Origin of the sequence: Pseudomonas sp. G(2018) (assembly GCF_005502415.1) — a bacterium.
Taxonomy (GTDB): Bacteria; Pseudomonadota; Gammaproteobacteria; order Pseudomonadales; family Pseudomonadaceae; genus Aquipseudomonas.
In genome coordinates this window covers 113,243-136,036 of sequence record NZ_SCOO01000007.1, presented here as the reverse complement: position 1 = coordinate 136,036, position 22,794 = coordinate 113,243, and the positions used below count along the sequence as shown (strand labels likewise).

Here is a 22,794-nt window from a genome sequence, read left to right as displayed (position 1 = left end):
ATTTCCTCATGTTTGTTTTTATCGAGGATTCAGGAACTACGGCTAACCGCGTGTGGGGTTGAGATCGATGGTATTCTTCGCAAATAGCGTGATAAACAGTGTAAGTATGAGGCGTATGAACACGAATCGTGATCAATTTCCCTTGCCTGAAGACCTCAAGGTTTTCCTCACCGTGGTGCGTAAAAATGGCTTCGCCAGCGCCGCTGAAGAGCTGGGCTACTCGCCGGCCTACATCAGCAAACGCATTTCGGTGCTGGAAACGACGCTCTCGACCCGGCTGTTGCACCGCACCACACGGCGGATTGCGTTGACCGACGACGGCGAGCGGGTGCGGGTATGGGCCGATAAGTTGCTGGGTGATTTCGACGATTTTGTCGGTGAAATTTCCGAGGCCCGGCAGCAGCCCATGGGCTCGTTGCACATCTGCAGCAGCTTTGGTTTTGGCCGTAATCATGTGGCGCCGGCGATCTGCAAGTTGTCGCAGACTTATCCGAAACTGGAGATTCGCCTCGATGTGTTCGATCGCGTGGTGGATATCGTTGGAGAGGGCTTCGACCTGGAGATTCGTGTCGGCGATGACCTGCCGGGTCAGCACCTGGGTCGCAAGCTGGTGAGCAATCGGCGCGTGCTGTGTGCGACGCCGGAGTATCTGGCGCGGCGTGGAATGCCACATTCGCTGGCGGACTTGAAAGACCATGATTGCCTGGTGTTGAAAGAGCGCAACTATGCTTTTGGCGTGTGGAACCTGACCCGGAATGGGCAAGAGGAATCGGTGCGTGTCAGCGGACCGCTGTCCTCCAACAGCGGTGAGATCGTTCTGGAGTGGGCCTTGAGCGGCGGCGGGATCCTGCTGCGTTCGATGTGGGACGTCAAACCGATGCTGGAGCAGGGGCGGCTGGTGCAAGTGCTGCACGATTACACCCAGAGCGTCAATGTCTGGGCGGTTTATCCGACCCGGCTCAGCCAGTCGGCGAAGTTGCGGGTGTGTGTGGAGTTTCTGGAAGCGTATTTTCGTGATTTATCAGTTGAATGAAGAGCCCTCCGTGGGAGCGTACCTGCTCGTGAAAGCGGTGTATCAGGCGGCATTAACGTCGACTGATACAGCCTATTCGCGAGCAGGCTCGCTCCCACAGGTACAGCGTACTTCCATCAGGCTAACCAGGGATTGTCCGCCAGATGTAGCACCTCAAAACGGCGAATCTGCTCGGCACGCTGCAGCGTCGAGCCGATGGCATCCAACCCCGATAGCAGTGATTGTTTGCGCAGCTGATCAATCTCGAACGGGATCATGCCGCCGTCAGCCAGCGCGATGGTTTGCTCCGGCAGATTGACGCTGATCCGCGCCGTCGCTGCGACGCTGGTCACCTCGGCAATATGCTTCAGTTGAGCCTCGGAAAGCTGGATCGCCAACACCCCGTTGCGTTGGCAATTGTCATAGAAAATCCCGGCGAAACTCGTGCCGATCAAGGCCCGGATGCCCACTTGCTTCAGGCCCCAGACTGCGTGCTCGCGACTGGAGCCGCAGCCAAAGTTGGGACCGACCACCAGAAAGGCTGCATCGTTCCAGGCGGGTTGGTTGAGGATGAACTCAGGATTGGGCTCGCCCGATTGCAGGAAGCGCAGATCGAAGAACAATCCCCGGTCCAGCCCCTGGCGATCGATGCCCTTGAGAAACTGCTTGGGCATGATCACATCGGTGTCGATGTTGGCTGCCAGCAGGGGGGCGGCGCTGCCGCTGACCGTAGTGAAAGGTTGCATGGTTCAAGCCTCCAGAGCGAATGAGCGGACGTCGGTCAAATGCCCGGTGATCGCGGCGGCCGCGACCATCGCCGGGCTCATCAGGTGGGTGCGCGCACCGGCGCCCTGACGGCCTTCAAAGTTGCGATTGGTACTGGATGCGCAGCGGTCGCCCGGCGCGAGTACATCGTCATTCATGGCCAGGCACATCGAGCAGCCGGATTGCCGCCACTCGAAACCGGCATCGAGGAAGATCTGCGCCAGTCCCTCGCTTTCAGCCTGATTGCGAACCAGTGTCGAGCCGGGAACGATCATCGCCCGTACATGAGCGGCCACGCGTTTGCCGCGCACAACACGGGCGACGTCACGCAGGTCCTCGATGCGCGCGTTGGTGCAGGAACCGATGAAGGCATGGCTGATCACCACATCGCTGAGCGGCATGCCGGGCTTCAGGCCCATGTAGTCGAGGGCGCGCTGCATGCCCTGGCGCAGGATCAGGTCCGGCTGGCGGGCGGGGTCCGGGACATGGCTGCCGACCGGTGCGGCCTGATCGGGGCTGGTGCCCCAAGTGACCATGGGCTCCAAGGCACTGACATCAAGGGTCACCTCGCGATCGAACAGGGCGCCTTCATCACTGTGAAGACCTCTCCATGTGGCGACAGCCTGTTCCCACCATTCGCCCCGGGGCGCGCGTGGTTTGTTTCGCAGATAGGCAAACACCTTGTCATCCGGCGCCATGAACGCACCCCGGGCGCCAGCCTCGACGGCCATGTTGCAAATGGTCATGCGTGCTTCCACGCTGAGGTCAGTGATGGCCGGACCTGCGAATTCAATCGCATAACCCGTGGCCCCCGAGGCTCCGATTTTTTCGATGAGGGCCATGATGATGTCCTTGGACGTCAGCCCGCTGCCGAGCAAGCCGTTGACTGTCACGCGCATCGTCTTCAGGCGTTTGTAGACCAGGGTTTGCGCGGCCAGCAGGTGTTCGATTTCAGAGGTGCCGATACCAAACCCGAACGCACCCAGGGCGCCGTAGGTGGTGGTGTGGCTGTCGCCGGCAGCGACGACCATGCCTGGCAGGATAAAACCTTGTTCCGGGGCCACCACATGTTCGATCCCTTGGCGTTTATCCAGCACGTCGAACAACTCGATGCCGAAATCACGGCAGTTCTCTTCGAAGTACGAAACCTGACGTGCACCCCCGGCATCCGCCATCGTGGCAATGCGTGTCGGCGACGTGGGGTTGACATGGTCGACCACGGCCAGCGTCGCGCCCGGACGCCAGACGCTGCGCCCCGACTCGCGCAGACCGCTGAAGGCCTGCGGGCTGGTGTATTCGTTGGCGACCTGGCGATCGATGTACAACAGCACATGGCCCTGGTCGTCGAGTTCGCAAACGGTATGACTGTCGATGTGCTTCTGGTAGAGCGTTCTTGGGCGGGTCATGGAATGGGCTCTTTATCGGTCTTGTGCGAGATCACGGGGTTCTAAGGTATGGATAGAGTATTCGTCGCGGATCTTGCATCAAGACGCAATAAGTAATGGCGTTGCGCACGATTTGTGAATAATCAGCGCCTCGATCTGATAGTGAATATGGCGTTGGCACTCCTGCACATGTCGCGCTGGGGCAACCCTTGCTATGGCGTGGCCCAATAGCGGTCGCACAGGCCATTCAATTTGCGACAGAAAACATTCCTGTTAGCGACCACCTGAATTCCACTTCAAAAAACAACCTCTTGTTTTTCAAAGGTTTGAGCGATTTTGCATGTGTGTTCTTACAGTATTTTCTGTGTATACATAAAAAATACAAAGCATTGACGGTACCCGAAACCCATGCGAATCTGATTTCAACAAGATGACATAAGCGCTGATTTGCCTGCCCTGGAGGTCTTTTGTGAAAAACGGCAAGAGCACTCTTTACGACGACCTCAAGCGTCAGATCCTCACCATGGAGCTGGACCCTGACGAGGCGCTGGACGAGGTGGCGATCAGCGAGCGCTACGGCCTGTCACGGACCCCGGTGCGCGAGGTGTTCCGGCGCCTGGCCGGTGAGGGCTACATCGATATCCGGGAAAACCGGGGCGCGCGGGTGATTCCGATGAACCACTCGACGTTGCGCAACTTCTTCTTGGTCGCGCCGATGGTATACGCGGCGATTGGTCGATTGGCGGTGCAAAACTTCAAGGCCCACCAACTGGTCGACCTCAAGGAAACCCAGCGCCGTTTCCGCGCTGCGACGGTGTCCCGCGATGCGCTGATGATGGTGGTGGAGAACAATCGCTTTCACGCGATCATGGGTGAAATGGCCGACAACCAGTATCTGGAGCCCAGCCTGGAGCGATTGCTGATTGATCACGCGCGTATCGGCCATACGTTTTTCCGTCCTCGCGACGAGGACACGGAACGACGCCTTGAACTTTCAGCCGAGCATCACGATTCATTTATTGTCGCTATCGAAAATCGTGACGAGAGCGCGGTGGTGGACCTGGTGTTTGAACATTGGGAGCTGTCTCGCGAAAACATGGAAATGTTTATAGCGCCTCAAGGGATGAAAGCGGACCTTCCGTTTGCATTTAAATAATATTGATCCCGGCCCGATCAATATAAGTTTCTGCCCCAGCGGCAGACTGCATTGAGTGTCAATTCAAGTGTGAGTTAACAGGCAATAAACGCTGAACCGGATGGTGGACTTAACGTTTCACACCACGGGCTTCTATTGTTTAGAGGCTGATAAAAACAGATTTCATCGAAGATCGAGGAACGCCATGAACAAGTTTTTTAAGGCAGTCTGCGCGGTCGCGCTTATGGGCATGGCAATACTGCCTGTTCACGCGGAAGAAAAGACCATTACGGTGGGTACTTTGTCATGGGAGGATTTGACGCCCATTACCGGTATTACCAAAAAAGTACTTGAAGACTCCGGTTATACCGTAAAGGTCATCGAGTTTTCCGAGTGGGGCATCGCCTACGCGGCGCTGACCAAAGGCGATATCCAGGTACTGGCGTCGCAGACCGACTATGCGGCACACGATTACTGGAACAAGAACAAAAACCGCCTGGAAAAACTGTCGCCGGTGTCCTACGGCCTCTACCAAGCGATCGCGGTGCCGAAGTATGTCGACATCGACTCCCTGGAACAGCTCAATGACAATGCCGACAAGTTCGGCGGGAAAATCATCGGTATCGAACCGGGCTCCGGCCTGATGAGTGATGCCACCAAGGCGGTCAAAGACTACGGCATCAAGCTGCAACTGCTTGAAGGCAGTACCGCGGCCATGACCGCAGCATTGAAGTCGGCGGTCGATCGTAAAGAGTGGGTGGCGGTAACTGTCTGGGAGCCGTCCTGGATGGCACAAAAGTTCGATCTGAAGTTCCTCAAAGATCCCAAAGGCGTATTTCCGCCGCCACAAGGCTACTACTGGATCGGACATAAGGGTTTTACCCAGGAATACCCGCATGCCCGTGAAGTCATTGCCAGTGTTTATGTTCCGCTGGGCGATATCACCAACATAAATGGCCAGGTTAAAGACGGGAAAAGCATGGAACAGGCGGTAAACGACTGGACCACCAAAAATGCTGACCTGTTGAAGCGTTGGGAAAATATTAAAAAGCCATAAGCTACACTTTTATGCCACTGCCGAGTTTTGATCAATTAGAAAAACCAGCAAAACTGGTTCAATAGGCAAAAAAATGAATACGGTCAAAATAGACACTAACGAAGTGCTCGTGGATTGTCAGTCAGTCTGGAAAATCTTCGGTCAGAACGCCAAGGCGGCGATGGATGCTGTGGTGCAAAAGGGACTCAGTAAAACCCAGATCCTGCAGGATTATGGCTGCGTGGTCGGGGTCTCTGATGTCAGTCTCCAGGTCCGTCGTGGCGAGATCTTTTGCATCATGGGACTGTCCGGCAGTGGCAAGTCCACCCTCATCAGGCTACTCAACAAGCTGATCACCCCCAGTTCCGGCAAGGTTCTGGTCAAAGGCAATGACCTTGCCGCACTGTCTCCCGCGAAACTGCGGGAAGTCAGGGCACGCAACATCGGCATGGTGTTCCAGAGTGTCGCCTTGCTGCCCAATCGCACGGTGCTGGAAAACACCGCGTTTGGCCTGGAAGTGCAGGGCGTCGGCAAAGCCGAGCGCTACCAGGTGGCGGAGCGGGCATTGGCCAAGGTCGGCTTGACCGACTGGTCTTCGCGCTACCCCAGTGAACTGTCCGGCGGGATGCAGCAACGGGTCGGTCTGGCGCGGGCCATTACCGCAGACCCTGAAGTCATTCTGATGGACGAACCCTTCAGTGCGCTGGATCCGCTGATTCGTCGGCAGTTGCAGGATGAATTCCGCCAGTTGACCAAGGACCTTGGCAAGTCCGCGGTGTTCATTACCCACGATCTGGAGGAGGCAATCCGCATCGGCGATCGCATCGCGATCATGAAAGATGGGGTGATCATCCAGGTCGGCACCGCCGAAGAGATTGTCCTCAATCCGGCGGATGACTATGTGGCCGAGTTTGTGGCCGGCATTTCCCGCTTGCACCTGGTCAAGGCCCATTCGGTCATGACCCCGGTGGCGGCGTTCCAGGCGGCCAATCCATCCTGTGATCTCACACGCTTGCCAAAAGCCTCGGCGGAAGCCGATATCGACGAACTGATCGGCCTGACCACGCAATCCAACCTTGAAGCCATCACCGTCGTGAAAAACGGTGTGGTGGTGGGTGTGATCACCCCCCGCGATCTGCTGCGAGGCGTGCAGGGTCTGCCGAATGAAGTCGCGGCGGAACACGCGGCCACCGTCCTGGAGGCGTCGACATGAGTACGCCCGATTTTTCCTCGCAATTCGACTCGGCTGTCGACTCCAGCCTGGAGTGGCTTTCCGAGAACGGCGAGTTCGTATTCGAGACCTTCAATACGGTATTGGAAGGTATTTTCAAAGGCGTGTTGTGGTGCCTGGCCTACCCACCGTATTACGTGATCGCGATTCTCTTCGGCCTGATCGGCTGGCGCATGGTGGGGCTTCGCTTTGCCGTACTGTCGGCCCTGGCCTTGCTCGCCTGCGCCATGATCGGCCTGTGGCCGGAGACGGTGAGTACGCTGGCATTGGTACTCACGGCCACGGTGCTGGCCTTGATGGTCGCGGTGCCTTTGGGCGTGTTGGCGGGCCTGGCACCGGTATTCGATCGCGTGGTCGATCCCTGTCTCGACCTGGTCCAGACCATGCCGCCCTACATCTACTTGCTGCCGGCCATTGCATTGCTCGGCTACGGCCCGGCCACGGCATTGCTCGCGACCTTTATTGTGGCGGTGCCACCCGCGCTGCGCCTGACCTCCCTGGGTATTCGCATGACGCCCAAGGAGTTCATCGAGTTGGGCGAGGCCAGCGGGGTCACCGGGTTGCAGATGTTCTTCAAGATTCGCCTGCCGTTCGCCATGCCCAGCATCATGGCCGGGGTCAACCAGAGCCTGATGATGGCCTTCGGCATGGTGGTGATCGCCGGGATTGTCGGCTCCGGCGGTCTCGGTGAATCGATCTACGGTGCCGTGCGAACGCTGGATATTGCCAAGTCGATCAACGCGGCGATTGCCATCGTGATTCTGACCATGATCCTCGATCGGCTCGCACAGAGTGCGGCGCGGTCGCGGATGGGAGACAGCCAATGAGCCTCCTCGATCTGCGTTTCTCGCCCGGTGCGTTTCTCGCCCCGGCCATCGATTGGATGAATGCCAATCTGCACGGTCTGTTCGTGCTGATCAGTAAAGTGATCGAAACCAGCCTGGGCGGTATTGAAAGCGCATTGCTGGCGCCGTCGCCTTATGTGTCGATCGCAGTGGTGGTGGTTCTGGCGTTCATTTTCGCCAATCTGCGGGTGGCGATTTTTGCCGGGCTGATGTTGGCCTTCTGTCTGTTCTCGGGGCTGTGGGTGGCGTCGATGCAGACCATTGCCCTGGTCTCGGTGTCGGTGCTGATCTCGGTATCAATTGCCTTCCCCCTTGGCGTGCTGGCGGCACGGGTCAAGCGCGTCGATGCGGCGTTTCTGCCGATTCTCAACGTGATGCAAACCGTGCCACCATGGGTCTACCTGATCCCGGCAGTGATGCTGTTCAGCCTCGGTCGCGTACCGGCCATCATCGCAACCATCGTGTATGGCATCCCGCCGATGCTGCGGCTGACGACCCTGGCGTTCAAACAATTGCCCAAGGATCTGCTGGAACTCGGCCAGGCGCTGGGTGCTTCTCCGCGGTCGATTCTGTTCAAGATCGAATTGCCCACCGCAGCACCGACGCTGCTGGTCGGACTGAACCAATGCATCTTGCTGTCGCTGGCGATGGTGGTGTTGGCGGGGCTGGTGGGTGCCGGCGGTCTGGGCGCGGAAGTCACCCGTGGCCTGACCCGAATGGAAATGGGCCTGGGACTACGCGCCGGTCTGGCGATCGTTGCGGTTGCCTTGCTGCTCGATCGCTTGTCACGCGGCGCCTTGCAGCGTCACTCCCCACGCCAGATGGTTTAAGACCCAATCCCTGTGGGAGCGAGCAGGCTCGCTCCCACAGGATGTATGCCTATTGCCTGCGGCGTTCAATTTGCGTAAACAGGCCTCTCACCGAGCCTGCTCAGGAGTATCAGGTATCAAGGCGTTAATTCACATGTTCGTCAACACGACGAAGCGAGGCGTGCGTTGGTAGAGCGACGTCAGTTCAGCGGTGGCATGAAGGGCAAGAACCTGCGCTACCTCAATGAGCATGAAGGGCAGTCGGTCCGGGCGCGGGCAGGATTCCTGTTGCTGGAGCATTTTTCGTTGCCGGCGTTCACCCAGGCGCTCGATACAGTCATCACCGCCAATTTGCTGCGACCTGAGTTGTTTTCAACGAAAACCTTCGGCTTGACCGAGGGGGAAGTGATCAGCGATCTGGGGTTGGTGATTCGCCCCGATGCCTGTCTCAGTCACGCCGAAATCCAGGCCCTGGATTTGCTGGTGGTGTGTGGCGGTTATCGCACCGCGCTCAAGGCTGACGAGGCGTTGATCAACCTCTTGCACGGAGCGGCCGAACTGGGTGTGACCCTGGCGGGAATCTGGAACGGCGCCTGGTTTCTCGGGCGCGCGGGATTGCTGGACGGTTATCGCTGCGCGATTCACCCCGAACATCGCCCGGCACTGGCGGAAATCGCCAAGCTGACGCAAGTCACCAGCGAAGCCTACGTGGTGGACCGTGACCGTCTGACCGCCTCGAGTCCAAACGGCACCTTCTATATGGCGCTGGAGTGGATCAGGGGCCTGCATGACAAAGCGTTGACCGACGGCATCGAAGACATACTCGCGTTCGAGGCTTCCCGTTACCGGCGCATCAAACCCTCGTTGAACGCTTCGGTCTGCGGCCCGTTGCGCGAGGTGGTCAACCTGATGGACGCCAACCTCGAAGAACCGCTGGAGATGGAAGCGCTCTGTGAATACGCGGGCCGCTCCCGGCGACAGATCGAGCGGCTGTTCAAGGAACAACTGGGCACCACGCCACAGCGCTATTACATGGACTTGCGCATCACCGAGGCGCGTCGTTTGCTGCAGCACACCTCGTTGACCATCGTCGAAGTATCGGTGGCTTGTGGTTTCGTTTCGCCCAGCCACTTCAGCAAGTGCTACAGCTCGTATTTCGGTTATCGGCCGTCGAAGGAAACGCGGTTGGTCAAATGACCTTCCGACCTGGTTGGGACATCGCGTAGGAGCGAGCGGGCGGCGATCCGAGTTGCCCGCCTAGGCGATCTTGAGGGCGCCTTCGCGGGCAAGCCATACCCATTACAAATGTACACGTTTACAGCCCCGGCTCGCCTCACGACTCACCTGGAAAACCACTCCCTAGCTACCACCCATCACCTGCCATTGGCTCCTGTTTCTTTTGTGTATTTTAATTGTAGACACAAAGAATAACGTTGTTTTATAGTGAGAATACAGGTAGTAGACAATGCTCACTCACCCGTACGAAGGTTTCTGAAGATGGCCATAAAAGAACTCGATCTGCAGGCTTCCACCGATCTGCCTGTTGACCGTAAAGCTGTGTTGGGTGAAGCGCTGCGGCGGCGGATCCTGAGCATGGAACTGGCACCTGGCGCAGTGGTGGATGAACTGGCCTTGTGCGATGAGTTCGGGCTGTCTCGGCCACCGGTGCGTGAGCTCATGCGGCAGATGGCAGCCGAGGGTTACATCGATCTGGAAGCGAACCGCGCCGCGCGGGTTTCGTCGATGAACTATCAATCGCTGCGCAGCTTTTTCCTTGCCGCACCGCTGATCTACATCGCCACCACTCAACTGGCCGCGACCCACGCCACGGCTGCCGAGCTTGTCGAGCTCAAACGCATCCAGGCACTGTTCCGCACAGCCATCGAAGAAAAAGATGTCGAGAAGCGCGTGCTCTACAACGACGAATTCCACCTGCAGATCGGCAAGATGGCGCACAACGCCTACCTGATGCCGAGCCTGCAGCGCCTGCTGATCGACCATGCGCGGCTGGGCAAGATTTTCTATCGCCACCCGACCACCGCCGACATGCAGGAAGACCTGGAAGTGGCGGCGGGGCAGCATGACGAAATGATCAGTGCCATTGAAAACCATGACCCGGTTCTGGCCGGGGATATCGTGCGCGCGCATCTGGAGCTGTCCCGTCGACGGATGTCCGAATACGCCGCGCCCGAAGGGCTGGAAGTGGCACTTACCTTCTAACAAGCAGTACCGGTTGCACTGGCATAACCACCACTTACACCGTGATGAGATCGTGCAGAAGGGAAGCTTTTAGTACTCACAACTATAAAAGAACCCAGGTCGCGAAAATGGCAAAGATCAGATACACACCGGCAGACGACTCCACTTGTGGCTGGTTCCACCTGAGTCAACCCAGAGTGGCGCGTCCGTCTCACTCAGGCATCCGCTCGGCCCGCTGGGTGGTGGTGGGTGCCGGGTTCACCGGGCTGGCAGCGGCCCGGCAACTGGCGCTGAACTTTCCGGATGACGAGATCGTATTGATCGAGGCACAGGAGGTCGGGTATGGCGCTTCCGGTAGAAACGCCGGATTTGCCATTGACCTGCCACACGATATTGGCGCCGATGACTATATCGGCGACATCAAGACCGCCAGGATCAGCATGGAGTTGAACCTGACCGGGCAATCGATCTTGAAGAGTCTGGTGGAGAAGCACGGCATCCAGTGTCAGTTCAGCCTGTGCGGCAAGTACCAGGCGGCCATTGAAGACCGGGGCATTGCGGTACTGGATGCCTATCGCCGTGGTTTGGACAAGCTCGGTCAACCTTACGAGATGATCGAAGAGAAGGACTTGCCCAAGCACATCGGCACCGGCTTCTATCGAAAGGCGTTGTTTACCCCTGGCACTGCACTGGTACAGCCGGCTGCCCTGGTAAAAGGCCTGGCCGACAGTCTGCCGAGCAACGTGACGCTTTACGAAAACACCCCGATTACCGAAGTGGAGTATGGCGACAAGACCATCCTCACCCATCAGTTCGGCCGTATCGTTGCTGACAAATTACTGCTGACCAACAACGCGTTCGCCATGAGTTTCGGCTTCTTGAAAGGGCGCATGTTGCCCATCTTCACCTACGCGAGCCTGACCCGGCCGTTGACGGAGCAAGAGCAGGCACGTCTGGGTGGTCGGCCTTATTGGGGCGTGATACCCGCCGACCCTTTCGGCACCACGCTGCGCCGGACCATGGATGATCGCCTGTTGGTGCGCAACAGCTTCAGCTTCAATGCCGATGGGCGCAGCCATCCCAAGTACCTGCAGCGGTTCCATCAGCGACACAAGGAATCGTTCGAGCGCCGATTCCCCATGCTCCCGGAGGTTGATTTCGAGTACACCTGGGGTGGCTCGCTGGCCATGTCGAGGAATCACATGGCGCACTTCGGCCAGTTGAGCAACAACGTCTACGGCGCACTGTGCTGCAACGGACTCGGCGTCACGCGGGGCACGGTGACAGGCACACTGTTGGCCGATTGGTTGGCGGGCAAAAGCAATCACCTGATCGACTTTCTGTTGTCCTCCCCGGGACCGAACAGAAATCCACCTGAACCGATACTGTCCGCAGGAGTGAACATGAACCTTCTATGGGGTCAGTGCCGCGCAGGAAAGGAAAGCTGATCAAGTAACACGTTAGTTAGAAAAGTTCGAATTTAAACGATTGATTGGAAGTTGTTAGTGCTATTGGCGCGTCCATGGCGGCTGACTGTTTCTGATCGAGACGGCGTTCGTTCACCTGGATTTCAGGTCTTTCAGCCCTTCGAATGACCGAGGCGTAGTAGGAGATAATAATGACAAGTCCTAATACATCCATTGAGGATGTTCCTCTCAATAACTTCCACCGATTGTTAACGGCCCGTTCGGGAGGCGGGTCGTTTGTCGACGGTTATGTGTTGAGCATTATCGGCATCGCCATGTTGCAAGTGACGTCGGCGCTGAACCTGAGTGAATTCTGGCAGGGCATGATCGCGGCATCGGCCTTGATGGGGGTATTTTTTGGCGGTTTTATCGGGGGTTGGCTGACGGACAAGCTGGGCCGCAAGACCGTTTATTTTATCGGCCCTTCACTGTTCATCATTTGTTCGCTGGCGCAATTCTGGGTGGAGTCGGCAGCGGCGTTGTTTGCCTTAAGGTTCATCATCGGTTTGGCCGTGGGCATCGAATATCCAGTGGCCACGTCGTTGCTGGTGGAGTTCCTGCCCAAGAAACAACGTGGCCCGCGACTCGCGGCATTGACCATTCTGTGGTTTGCCGGTGCGGCATTTGCTTACGCAGTGGGTAACGCCATCCTCAATGCGGGGGGCGACGATGCCTGGCGTTATGCACTGGCGAGTGCATCGGTCATCGGCGCGGTGTTGCTGTTGCTGCGCGTTGGCACACCGGAATCCGCGCGCTGGTTGTTGAGCAAGGGGCGTGATAGCGAGGCCGAGCGGGTGATCAAGCAGGTGTATGGCTCGCATTATTCACTGCGGGACCTGCCCGAACAGCCCGATGAAAAGAAGATGACTTTCAGTGACTTGCTGCATTCCGGTTATGGCAAGCGCTTGTTCTTTGTCTCTGTATTCTGGTCGTGTTCGATTATTCCGGTATTCGCTGTTTATGCCTTCGCGCCCAAAGTTTTGTTGGCACTCAATCTGAAAGGCGAGTGGGCTTCCTATGGCTCCATGGCCATTACGTTGTTGTTTGTCGTCGGTTGTGTACTTGCAACCAGGCTGATCAATACCATCGGTCGGCGCAGCATGTTGATCCATAGTTTTCTCTGGTCGGGTGTTTCGTTGTTGCTGTTGGCAATGTTTTCCAACGGCAACGAATTACTCGTGCTCTTTCTGTTCGGTGCCTACGCGGTGTTTATCGGTGGCGCGCAGGTGCTGCAACTGGTTTATCCGAACGAACTATTCCCTACGGAAATCCGCGCCTTTGCCGTCGGCATCGGCACTTCGCTGTCCCGTGTCGGGGCGGCGGTCGGTACTTACCTGGTGCCGGTTTCACTGCAAACACTGGGTATCGGCAACACCATGTACGTGGCAGCAGGCGTCACCTTTATCGGGTTGACGGCGGCCTGGGCCATGGCACCTGAAACACGTTCGCTGAACTTGCGCGATGCGGCGGCACTGAGTTGAAAACATCCCTTACTGATGGAGAGGCAATCATGAAGTTCGAAGGCATCTATACCCCGGCAATCACTCCCTTGACGGCCAATGGCGAGATCGACAAATCGGCCTTCGCCGACGTACTCGAGTACCTGATCGAATCCAAAGTGCACGGCATCATCATTGGCGGTTCGACCGGTGAGTACTACGCCCACACCGCTCAAGAGCGCATCGCCCTGGCGACCCAGGCCAAGGACGTGATCGGCGGGCGCTTGCCGCTGGTCATTGGCACCGGCGCCATCCGCACCGAAGATTCGGTGGAATACGCCACGGCTGCCCGCGCCATCAAGGCCGATGCGATTCTGGTCGGCTCGCCACCCTATGCACTGCCGACCGAGAAGGAAAACGCCATCCACGCGTTGACCGTCGACCGCGCCGCCGACCTGCCGATCATGCTCTACAACTACCCGGCGCGCATGGGCGTCAGCATGGGCGAAGAGTATTTCGCGGCGGTGGCCGAATCGAAAAACATCGTCGCCATCAAGGAAAGCTCCGGGGACATGGCACAAGTCCATCGCCTGGCGCGCAACCACCCGAACATTGCCTTGTCCTGCGGTTGGGACGACCAGGCTCTGGAGTTCTTTGCCTGGGGTGCGCGCAGTTGGGTGTGTGCCGGTTCCAACTTCATCCCCCGCGAACACGTTGCGCTCTATGAAGCCTGCGTGGTCGAGAAGGATTTCGAAAAAGGGCGCAAGATCATGAGCGCATTCATGCCGCTGATGGACTTCCTGGAAAGCGGCAAATTCGTGCAGTCGATCAAATACGGCTGCGAACTCAACGGGCTGCGCACCGGCAGTGTGCGTTCGCCGCTGCAACCGCTGTACGAGCACGAAAAACAGGCCCTGAAGGACGTCATCGCTACCCTCAAGCACGAAGTCGCTCAAGTAATCGGGAGTTCGAACAATGGCTGATCTACTGAGTGCGGCTGAATATGCCGCTATCGCCCGGAAACTGAAGTTCCCAACGCAATCCTTTGTGAATGGTGAGTCTTACACTTCTGGTTCGGGCAAAACGTTTACCACAACGAACCCAGCGACCAACGAAGTACTGGCCGAGATCACGGCATGCGACGCCAATGACGTCGACTTCGCAGTGACCAAAGCCAAAGAGGCTTTCGAAGATGGTCGTTGGCACAAGCAGAGCCCCGGCGAACGCAAGAAAGTGCTGTTGCGCTTTGCCGATTTGCTGGAGCAGAACGCCCACGAACTGTCGGTCATGGAAAGCCTGGACAGCGGCAAGCCGATTCGCGAGTGCCAACTGACCGACATTCCCGAAACCATTCACACCCTGCGGTGGCATGCCGAGCTGATCGACAAGATCTACGACAACACCGCCCCGGTCGGTTCCGGTGCGATGACCCTGGTGGTGCGTGAAGCCATTGGTGTCGTCGGTCTGGTGTTGCCATGGAACTTCCCGCTGCTGATGCTGGCATGGAAAATTGGCCCATCCCTGGCCGCAGGCTGCTCGATCATCGTCAAACCGGCCAAGGAAACCACTCTGACCGCACTGCGTGTCGCCGAACTGGCCTTTGAGGCGGGTGTGCCTGCTGGTGTGTTCAACGTGCTATCGGGCGGTGGCGGTGAAGTAGGGGAGCCGCTGGGCCGGCACATGGACGTCTCCATGGTCAGCTTCACTGGCTCGACCGCGACCGGTCGTCGTTTCCTCAACTATGCAGCCGATTCGAACCTCAAGCGCATCGTGCTGGAGTGCGGGGGCAAGAACCCGGCGGTGGTGATGAATGATGTCGAAGACCTGGATCTGGTGGCGAGCCATGTGGTCAACGGCGCGTTCTGGAACATGGGGGAAAACTGCTCGGCGTCGTCGCGGCTGATTGTCCATGCCGACATCAAGGACGAGTTGCTCAAACGCATCGGCGTGCAAATGCGCGAGTGGAAAATGGGCAGCCCGCTGGACCCGGAAAACCGCGTCGGGTCGATGGTCAGCAAGGCGCACTTCGAGAAGGTCCGCTCCTACCTCGAACACGCTGCCGTCGAGAAGCTCAACGTGGTGTTCGGTGGCAACACCGAGAGCGACATTTTCGTCGAGCCCACTGTGGTCGACGGTGTGGGCACTGAAAGCCGCCTGTTCCAGGAAGAGATATTCGGCCCGGTACTCGCCGTGACCACCTTCACCACAATTGACCAGGCCATCGCCCTGGCCAATGACTCGGTGTATGGCTTGGCGGCATCGGTTTACACCGATAACCTGCGCAATGCGATCAAGCTGTCGCGGGAGATCCGCGCAGGGATCGTGACGGTCAACTGCTTCGGTGAGGGTGACGCATCAACGCCATTCGGTGGTTACAAGGAATCCGGCTTTGGCGGGCGTGACAAGTCGATCTGGGCGCATGATCAGTACACCGAGATCAAGACGATCTGGATCGACGTGTCCGAGCGTTGACCGACTCTTCGCGAGCAGGCTCGCTCCCACAATGGACCAATGCGCACACAGATGTTATGTCCGCCAAAGTCCACTGTGGGAGCGGGCTTGCCCGCGAAGACGGCATTACAGTCAACACAAAATCAAGCTAGCTCCATCAAGGCGCCCCAAACATCATCGTCCAATAAACCCCCTGATCACTGCGCGCTTGCGTTGCGACGCCTGCACCCACCTGGGTAAACATCGGATTCATCAAATTGGCGCAATGGCCCGGGCTGGCCAGCCAACCGGCCATCGCCTTGCTCGGTGAGCCTTGACCCGCCGCGATATTTTCCCCGATCTGCCGACCACGAAAACCGGCGGCCCGCGCCCGGTCAGTGGCGGTGTCACCATCAGGATCGCGGTGGGAGAAATAATTGCCGTAAGCCATCGCTTTGCTATGCCCCTGGGCGGCAGCGCCGAGGCTGGCGTTCCAGGCTAATGGCCGGGCAGCGGCGAAACGTTGGCGACCGCACAGGCGTGGTTTGGCCCGGGCGGCGTTGACCTGTGCCAGCAAGGTTTTGCCAACGCTACGCGTATCGCCCATCTGGCTGTCCAGCACCGGCCGCGCCAGCACCACTTGCCATTCACCGCGGCTGCGGCTGACCCCGACATCCGTGTATTGGCTGTCGAGCAAGGCGGAGCAGTGGTCACTCTGCATCAGATCGAAAGCCTCTTCGGCATCTCGCGCACCCACCACCCGGATGCTGCGTACCGACACCGCCTGATACCCGGAATCTTTCAATCTTTCCCGCAAACCGCCGCCGTAACCCATCGGCAACGCCAGGCTGGATTTCAGCGCCAGTGGCGACAAGCGTTGAGTGGGGCGGCGTTCGCAGCCCTGGGGATGGGCACGGTAGTCATTGATGGCTTCCACCAATTCTCGCTCCGCACCGGCGTGGGTGGGGCTGGCGATCAACGGAAGAGAGGTCAACAGGCACAGCGAAGTGAAGCGCAAGGCGAGGGCGGTTTGGCGCATGGGGCGGACAGCTCTGATGAGATGACGACGGTTGGGAGGAGGATCAATCGCCGGTTTAGACTGGCGCCGCGAAACAAGTTCAAGGCGCAGGAGGGGATATTTACGGGGGCGCTCCAATGTCCGACGGACGTAGCACACGAGGACGTTTTTTCCTGTCAGCGGGAATTGGTTTCAACCTCCTGCACAGACTTGGCCGGCCGCAGTTTGAAACGGCAGACATGACCGCCACGGACCATGCATTCGGTGTGCTCGACTTCACCGCCGCCCAACGTACCGATCAGGGCCAGATCGAGTTCGCAGACCACCGGATGGGCCGCGGCCAGGCGATGGAACACGCAGTTGTGTGCAACGATTTGCGCGTCACCGGATGAGCGAAAGAACACTTCCGCTTCATACCCCGCCTGATTCATGTGCTCCACGATCTTTACTTCATCGACGACCTGCTGTTCGCGGTCCCGGGCCAGTTTGCGACCCAGGCTGCGCATCAGTGTCGCCAGGGCCTCGGGACCGATGATCTCGGCCACTTCATCGATCAGTGCGCTGGCCAGCAACTGATACTGGCGAGGGAATTGCTCCCTGGCGTGGTCGGTGAGCCGATACAACTGCTCCGGCCGCCGCCCCGTCGGACGGGTTTCGCCGCGCAGCACCAGGCCGTCGCGCTCCAGCGCCGCCAGGTGTTGGCGAATCGCCGTGCGCGTGACCGCCAGATGCTCGGCCAATTCGTCGATGCTCATGCCGCCCGCGTGGTGCAGCAACGCATTGAGCAAGTCTTGCTGTGTCCGGCCCAGTCCTTCCAGCATGGTGTGCCCTCGCGCGGTGTCAGAACTTGTCCGGGAACTGCTTGACCAGTGCCGCGGTCAACGCGTCCGCCAGCGTCAGGATGTGCGTGCGCATCATCTGCCAGGTCTTCGCTTCGCCTGCGTAGTCGTGGGCGGCGAACTCATCGATCTGCGCAATGTGGTGGCCGCCGTGTGCCGACAGCAAGTTCACCAACGTGGCTTCGGGCAGGTTGGGGTTGGCCCCGGCCAGAAAAGCCGCAATCGCCTTGGCATTGCTGGTCAACTCCGTAACGGCGGCTTGCTTGCCTTTGGCGTCCTTGGCCACCGTCGCGTCGCTGTAGTGTTTCACCGCGCCCCAATGGCCTGCAAGCAACTTGAGCAGTTGATCCGCCGCTGATTGGCCGTAGAGCGGGGCGATGCTGTTGGCGATTTTGGTCGCGTTGTCGACCACCTGATCCGCCGCGATTTTGGCTTGCTTCTGATCGGCGGACTGATTGGCGAGCGCGTAGGTTCTGATCCAGAAAATATGCTCGACCCAAAGGTCCCGCAACGCCAGGCGCGTGGTCAGCGCAGCGCTGTCGGCAGAGGCAGGGGAGGCAGCAGGGGTCTGGCTCCAGACCGGTTGTGCGCAGAAAGCCAGGAGGATCAGAGCCAGGATCTTGATATTCATGACGGCACCCTCGTGTAGTGGGAATGTTCGACAATATCAATATAGGCATAAAAATATGTTTTTATCGGGCAAGGGCGACGTCTCGGATCAACGGTCGCTGAAGGCGCTCTGACATTAGGAACAAAGCTTGCTCGCGAAGGCATTAGCACTCTCAACCTCAATCTGTCAGATAGAACGCTTTCGCGAGCAAGCCTCGCTCCTACAAAGGGCGGCAGACGATGGTCCGCCACTCAGTCAATAAACATCCCGCAGATAACGCTTCTGTTCACTCAACTGGCGCCAGTAATCCGCGGCGCCTTCGGTGCACAATCCGCCATGGTCCTGGGCGATCCGGCGCAAGGCCTGGTCGACATCCCTGGCCATGCAACTGGCATCCCCGCAGATGTACAGCTGCGCGCCTTCCTGCAACCAGCGCCACAGTTCGGCACCCTGTTCGCGGATGCGGTCCTGCACGTAGATCTTCTGTGCCTGATCACGGGAAAAGGCCAGGCTGAGTTCAGTCAGCAGGCCATCGTGCTGCATGGCTAGCAGTTCATCGCGGTAGTAAAAATCGCTGGCGGCGTGCTGCTCGCCGAAAAACAGCCAGTTCTTGCCTTGGTCGCCCCGGGCGCGACGTTCTTGCAGGAAGGCGCGAAACGGCGCGACGCCGGTGCCGGGGCCGATCATGATCATTGGCACGTCGCCATCGGCGGGGGCGCGGAAGTGTTTCGATTGCTGTACGAAGACAGGGACGGTGCTGTCTGCGGCTCGATCGGCAAGAAAGGTCGAAGACACGCCTTTGCGCTTGCCGTAGCGCACGGCGGCCACCGTGAGATGGACTTCCTGCGGGTGCGCCTTGGGGCTGGAGGAAATGGAATACAGTCGCGGTTGCAGACGCTTGAGTGTGCCCAGCAACTCACTGGCGGAGCAGTCGACCGGAAACGCCTGCAACACGTCCGCCAGTTGCCGGCCCCACAGCCAGTCTTTCAATTCAGCCTTGCGCTCGCTGCCCAGCAGCTGTTTCAACGCCGGATTGCGGCTGCGTTCGGCGATGAACGCCAGGGTGTCGCTGTTGGGCCGGGCGATTTCGAAGTGTTCGGTCAGCGCCTGATGCAGCGGCAGTTCACCGACCTTGTCGACGTGAACGGTGGTGTCGGCGCCCAGCCGCGTCAGTTCCAGCATCTCGCCGACCAGTTCCGGGCAGTTGCGCGGCAAGACGCCCAAGGCATCGCCCGCTTCGTAGTGCAGTCCGGAATCGGCCAGCGCCAGGGAAAACATGCGGGTTTCCTTGTTGGCGCTTTGCTGGTTCAGGTGCAGGTTACTCAGCAAGCGTGAGGCATAGGGTTTGGCCTTGCACGGTGCGGTGACAGGGTGGGCGACAGCCGCCGGTGCTGGATTGATCGTTACCGGTTGCAGGGTTTTCAGTAGTTCGGCCAGCCACTGGTCCGCGCGGGCCTCGAATTCGGTGTCGCAATCGACCCGTTCCAGCAACCGTGTGGCGCCCAATTCGTGGAGACGCTGATCGAGTTTTTTACCGTGCTGGCAGAACTGGTCATAGTTGGGATCGCCCAGGGCCAGTACCGCGAAGCGCAGGGACTCCAGACGTGTCTCGGCACGGCTCAAGCTGTGCCAGAAACCTTCGCCATTGTCCGGCGGGTCGCCGTCGCCGAAGGTGCTGCTGATCACGGCCAGGTTCTGAGTGCTGGCCAGTTTGCTGGCGGGAAAGTCGGCCATCGCGCTCAGTTCGACGGCAATGCCCGCGTCGCGCAAACGGCTGGCGAAGCGCTCGGCCAAGGCTTCGGCATTGCCCGTTTGCGAAGCCCATAGCAGCGTCACTGCGGGCATGCTCGCGGATAGCAACTCAGTGCTATCGCTCAGTGCTTGAACGGCTGTATCGGCCCGGCTGAACAAGCCGCCCAACACGCCATCCAGCCATAATCGGGTGTCGGTGGCCAGGGGGGCGTTGGCTGGCAGGACAGGTACGCCACCGGTCTGGCGGCCCTCAGTCGATTGCAGGCCACTGACGAATCCGGCCAGGTAAAGGCGTTCATGTTCATTGAGCTTCGGTGAGGGCAGGCGACTGACGCCGGCGATATCGGCAAATGCCTCGATGCTCGACATGGCGAGTTCCTCTGGCAAGGGGCAAACGGGGAGAAGTTCGTCGGCAGGTGCAGGCACTTCGAGGAACTGGTGCTCGATCAGTTCGACCCGTTGCAGGGCGACTGCGCAGAATTTGAATCCGGGCTGTAGCGAAATCGGGTCGACCGCATCATGGGTGACGGCATTGATCGCCAGGTTTTCACCGAACACATCGTTCCAGTGAAACGGCGCAAAACAATTGCCCTGACGCACCCGGTCGGTCACCACCGCCGGCAGTACGGCGCGGCCACGCACGGAGCGCACTTCGACATGATCCTTGTCGCGAATGCCGAAGCTGGCGGCATCTTGCGGATGGATCTCGACGAAGGGGCCGGGATTGAGCTTGTTCAGGGTCGCAACCTTGCCGGTCTTGGTCAGGGTGTGCCACTGGTGCTGCAAGCGTCCAGTGTTGAGGACAAAGGGAAAGTGTTCATCGGGCATTTCCGCCGGTGGCATGTGTGGACGGGCCAGGAAGATCCCTTTGCCGCGTTCGGTGGCGAAGACAATGGCCGGCCGGCTGCCATCGGCTTCGACCTTGAGCTGTTGGCTCACGCCATTGTTGAGGTAGCGAATCGGATGGCGGTCCTCGCTGTCGTTTTCCGCGCAGGGCCATTGCAGCGGTTTTTCCCGTAGACGCGCATGACTGGCCCCGCGAATGTCATAGCCGGTCTTGGGGTTCCAGGCGCGTTTGATCTCTTCAAACACCTCGGCGGCCGAAGTGTAGGTAAACGCCTCGGCGAAGCCCATTGCGCATGCTACCCGAGCGATGATCTGCCAGTCGGCCAATGCTTCGCCGGGCGGCTCCACGGCTTGCTGCATCAGCGTCAGGTTGCGTTCGGAGTTGATCATCACCCCTTCGGCCTCGGCCCAGAGCGCGCCGGGCAGGAGGATGTCGGCGTAACGGTTGGTTTCGGTGTCGAGGTAGGCGTCCTGGGTGATGACCAGTTCGGCGGCTTGCAGGCCTTCAATCACTGTGCGGCGGTTGGGCACCGATGCCACCGGGTTGGTGCAGATGATCCAGCAGGCCTTGATCCGGCCCTCGGCCATTTGCTCGAACATGTCCACGGTGCCACCACCGACGTTGCGGGGCAGGCTGTCGCGGGGAATGCTCCACAAGTCCTCGATGAACGCCCGGTCTGCCTCGACCAGCACCGAACGCTGACCCGGCAGACCCGGCCCCATGTAGCCCATTTCCCGGCCACCCATCGCATTGGGTTGGCCGGTCAGGGAAAACGGCCCGCTGCCGGGCCGGCAGATCGCGCCGGTGGCCAGGTGCAGGTTGCACAGGGCATTGGTGTTCCAGGTGCCGTGGGTGCTTTGGTTCAGGCCCATGGTCCAGCAGCTCATCCAATCTGCCGCTTGGCCGATCCACTCGGCCGCTTGACGAATCTCCGCTTCGGCAAGGCCGGTGAGCGCTGCGACCTTGTCCGGCGTGTAGTCGTCGAGGAATTGCGGCATGGCTTCCCAGCCTTCGGTGAACGTGGCGATGAAGTCTGGGTCGGTGTAGCCGTTTTTCACCAGCAGATGCAGCAAGCCATTGAGCAAGGCCAGGTCGGTGCCGGGGCGGATTTGCAGAAACAGGCCGGCCTTGTCCGCCGTGGCGCTGCGCCGCGGATCGACCACGATCAGTTTGGCCCCGGCCTTGACCCGGTCCATCATGCGCAGGAACAGAATCGGGTGACAGTCGGCCATGTTGGCGCCGATCACAAAGAACAGATCCGCCTTGTCGAAGTCCTCGTAGGAGCCGGGTGGCCCGTCGGAGCCGAGCGAGAGCTTGTAGCCGCTCCCCGCGCTGGCCATGCACAGGCGCGAGTTGGATTCGATGTTGTTGGTACGGACAAAGCCCTTGGCCAGTTTGTTGATCAGGTACTGGGCTTCCAGCGACATCTGCCCCGAGACATAGAAGGCCAAGGCATCGGGCCCATGGTTCTGGAGAATGCCGCGCAGCCTGCTGGCCGTTTCGCTGATCGCCTGATCCATGGCGACCCGCGCCGGTTCCTGATTGCGCGCCTGGCGCAGGTAGGCGTTTTCCATCCGGCCCGACTCGGCGATCGCCTGCCCGCAGGTCGTACCCTTGGTGCAGAGCCGACCAAAGTTGGTCGGGTGGGTCTTGTCGCCTGCGACCTTGACCACCCGATTGCCTTCGACCTGCATGACGATGCCGCAACCCACACCACAGAAGGGACATACGCTGCGTACGGTTTTGTCTGCCATCCTCGAAACCCTGCCAACACCTGATCAATTCAGAAACGCAAAAGGCGCCATGCGGCCCTCCGTCGGAACGGGGGCTACACGGCGCCTTTGTCGTATAGGTGCAATCTGCGTTGACTGCGTAGTGGGTGTTTGCAAAGGGCGGGCCAGAACGCTCAAGGCCAAGCTGTAAAGGCTTTCGAGGCTGTCAGCAGTGATGGAACAACCGTTGGATGCACTTTTTTA

18 protein-coding genes are annotated in these 22,794 nt (G+C 59.1%); 12 read left to right on the top strand and 6 right to left on the bottom strand.

The window, feature by feature from the left end; translation table 11 throughout:
- Positions 1-115: 115 nt before the first annotated feature.
- Entirely contained in the window at positions 116-1,033 is a 918-nt protein-coding gene (locus tag FFS64_RS09635) for a LysR substrate-binding domain-containing protein (protein WP_137805175.1), read from the top strand.
- A gap of 116 nt (positions 1,034-1,149) precedes the next feature.
- Here the strand turns inward: FFS64_RS09635 and leuD are convergent, their stop codons facing one another.
- Both leuD and leuC read right to left on the bottom strand, forming a co-directional pair.
- On the bottom strand, positions 1,150-1,758 hold the full coding sequence (gene leuD, locus FFS64_RS09625) for a 3-isopropylmalate dehydratase small subunit (RefSeq protein WP_137805173.1): 609 nt from the start codon (positions 1,756-1,758) through the stop codon (positions 1,150-1,152).
- Positions 1,759-1,761: 3 nt separating this feature from the next.
- Positions 1,762-3,183, bottom strand: a complete 1,422-nt coding sequence (gene leuC / locus FFS64_RS09620; RefSeq protein ID WP_137805172.1) for a 3-isopropylmalate dehydratase large subunit — start codon at positions 3,181-3,183, stop codon at positions 1,762-1,764.
- 448 nt (positions 3,184-3,631) lie between these two features.
- Here leuC and FFS64_RS09615 point away from each other — a divergent pair, with 448 nt between their 5' ends.
- The 11 genes from FFS64_RS09615 (at position 3,632) to FFS64_RS09565 (ending at position 15,794) form a co-directional block, all read left to right on the top strand.
- A complete protein-coding gene (locus tag FFS64_RS09615) occupies positions 3,632-4,318 on the top strand; it encodes a GntR family transcriptional regulator (RefSeq protein WP_137805171.1) in 687 nt (228 codons plus the stop codon).
- 184 nt (positions 4,319-4,502) lie between these two features.
- A complete protein-coding gene (locus FFS64_RS09610; protein ID WP_095195224.1) occupies positions 4,503-5,354 on the top strand; it encodes a glycine betaine ABC transporter substrate-binding protein in 852 nt (283 codons plus the stop codon).
- 73 nt (positions 5,355-5,427) lie between these two features.
- Positions 5,428-6,546 (top strand): glycine betaine/L-proline ABC transporter ATP-binding protein, encoded by a 1,119-nt coding sequence (locus FFS64_RS09605; protein ID WP_137805170.1) that lies wholly within the window; start codon positions 5,428-5,430, stop codon positions 6,544-6,546.
- Positions 6,543-7,391 carry a proline/glycine betaine ABC transporter permease gene (locus FFS64_RS09600; RefSeq protein ID WP_137805169.1) on the top strand — a complete coding sequence of 283 codons (849 nt, stop codon included), beginning with the start codon at positions 6,543-6,545 and terminating at the stop codon, positions 7,389-7,391. The genes FFS64_RS09605 and FFS64_RS09600 overlap by 4 nt, the downstream gene beginning before the upstream one ends.
- A complete protein-coding gene (locus FFS64_RS09595; protein ID WP_095195227.1) occupies positions 7,388-8,239 on the top strand; it encodes a proline/glycine betaine ABC transporter permease in 852 nt (283 codons plus the stop codon). The genes FFS64_RS09600 and FFS64_RS09595 overlap by 4 nt, the downstream gene beginning before the upstream one ends.
- Positions 8,240-8,404: 165 nt before the next feature.
- Positions 8,405-9,415: a GlxA family transcriptional regulator gene (locus FFS64_RS09590; protein WP_171017073.1), complete on the top strand. Its 1,011-nt coding sequence runs from the start codon at positions 8,405-8,407 to the stop codon at positions 9,413-9,415.
- A 300-nt stretch (positions 9,416-9,715) separates the two neighbouring features.
- Positions 9,716-10,438 (top strand): GntR family transcriptional regulator, encoded by a 723-nt coding sequence (locus FFS64_RS09585; protein ID WP_095195229.1) that lies wholly within the window; start codon positions 9,716-9,718, stop codon positions 10,436-10,438.
- 107 nt (positions 10,439-10,545) lie between these two features.
- On the top strand, positions 10,546-11,865 hold the full coding sequence (locus FFS64_RS09580) for an FAD-binding oxidoreductase (protein WP_137805168.1): 1,320 nt from the start codon (positions 10,546-10,548) through the stop codon (positions 11,863-11,865).
- Positions 11,866-12,035: 170 nt separating this feature from the next.
- Positions 12,036-13,364 carry an MFS transporter gene (locus FFS64_RS09575; protein WP_137805167.1) on the top strand — a complete coding sequence of 443 codons (1,329 nt, stop codon included), beginning with the start codon at positions 12,036-12,038 and terminating at the stop codon, positions 13,362-13,364.
- Positions 13,365-13,393: 29 nt separating this feature from the next.
- Positions 13,394-14,305, top strand: a complete 912-nt coding sequence (locus FFS64_RS09570; RefSeq protein ID WP_137805166.1) for a dihydrodipicolinate synthase family protein — start codon at positions 13,394-13,396, stop codon at positions 14,303-14,305.
- Complete coding sequence (locus tag FFS64_RS09565) at positions 14,298-15,794, top strand: aldehyde dehydrogenase (protein ID WP_137805165.1); 1,497 nt, start codon at positions 14,298-14,300, stop codon at positions 15,792-15,794. The genes FFS64_RS09570 and FFS64_RS09565 overlap by 8 nt, the downstream gene beginning before the upstream one ends.
- Positions 15,795-15,930: 136 nt before the next feature.
- Here the strand turns inward: FFS64_RS09565 and FFS64_RS09560 are convergent, their stop codons facing one another.
- The 4 genes from FFS64_RS09560 to FFS64_RS09545 form a co-directional block, all read right to left on the bottom strand.
- On the bottom strand, positions 15,931-16,791 hold the full coding sequence (locus FFS64_RS09560) for a CAP domain-containing protein (RefSeq protein ID WP_137805164.1): 861 nt from the start codon (positions 16,789-16,791) through the stop codon (positions 15,931-15,933).
- 155 nt (positions 16,792-16,946) lie between these two features.
- Complete coding sequence (locus tag FFS64_RS09555; RefSeq protein ID WP_137805163.1) at positions 16,947-17,591, bottom strand: metalloregulator ArsR/SmtB family transcription factor; 645 nt, start codon at positions 17,589-17,591, stop codon at positions 16,947-16,949.
- Positions 17,592-17,610: 19 nt separating this feature from the next.
- Entirely contained in the window at positions 17,611-18,240 is a 630-nt protein-coding gene (locus tag FFS64_RS09550) for a hypothetical protein (RefSeq protein WP_137805162.1), read from the bottom strand.
- Positions 18,241-18,474: 234 nt separating this feature from the next.
- Positions 18,475-22,572 carry a bifunctional nitrate reductase/sulfite reductase flavoprotein subunit alpha gene (locus tag FFS64_RS09545; RefSeq protein WP_137805161.1) on the bottom strand — a complete coding sequence of 1,366 codons (4,098 nt, stop codon included), beginning with the start codon at positions 22,570-22,572 and terminating at the stop codon, positions 18,475-18,477.
- Between the last annotated feature and the right edge of the window lie 222 nt (positions 22,573-22,794).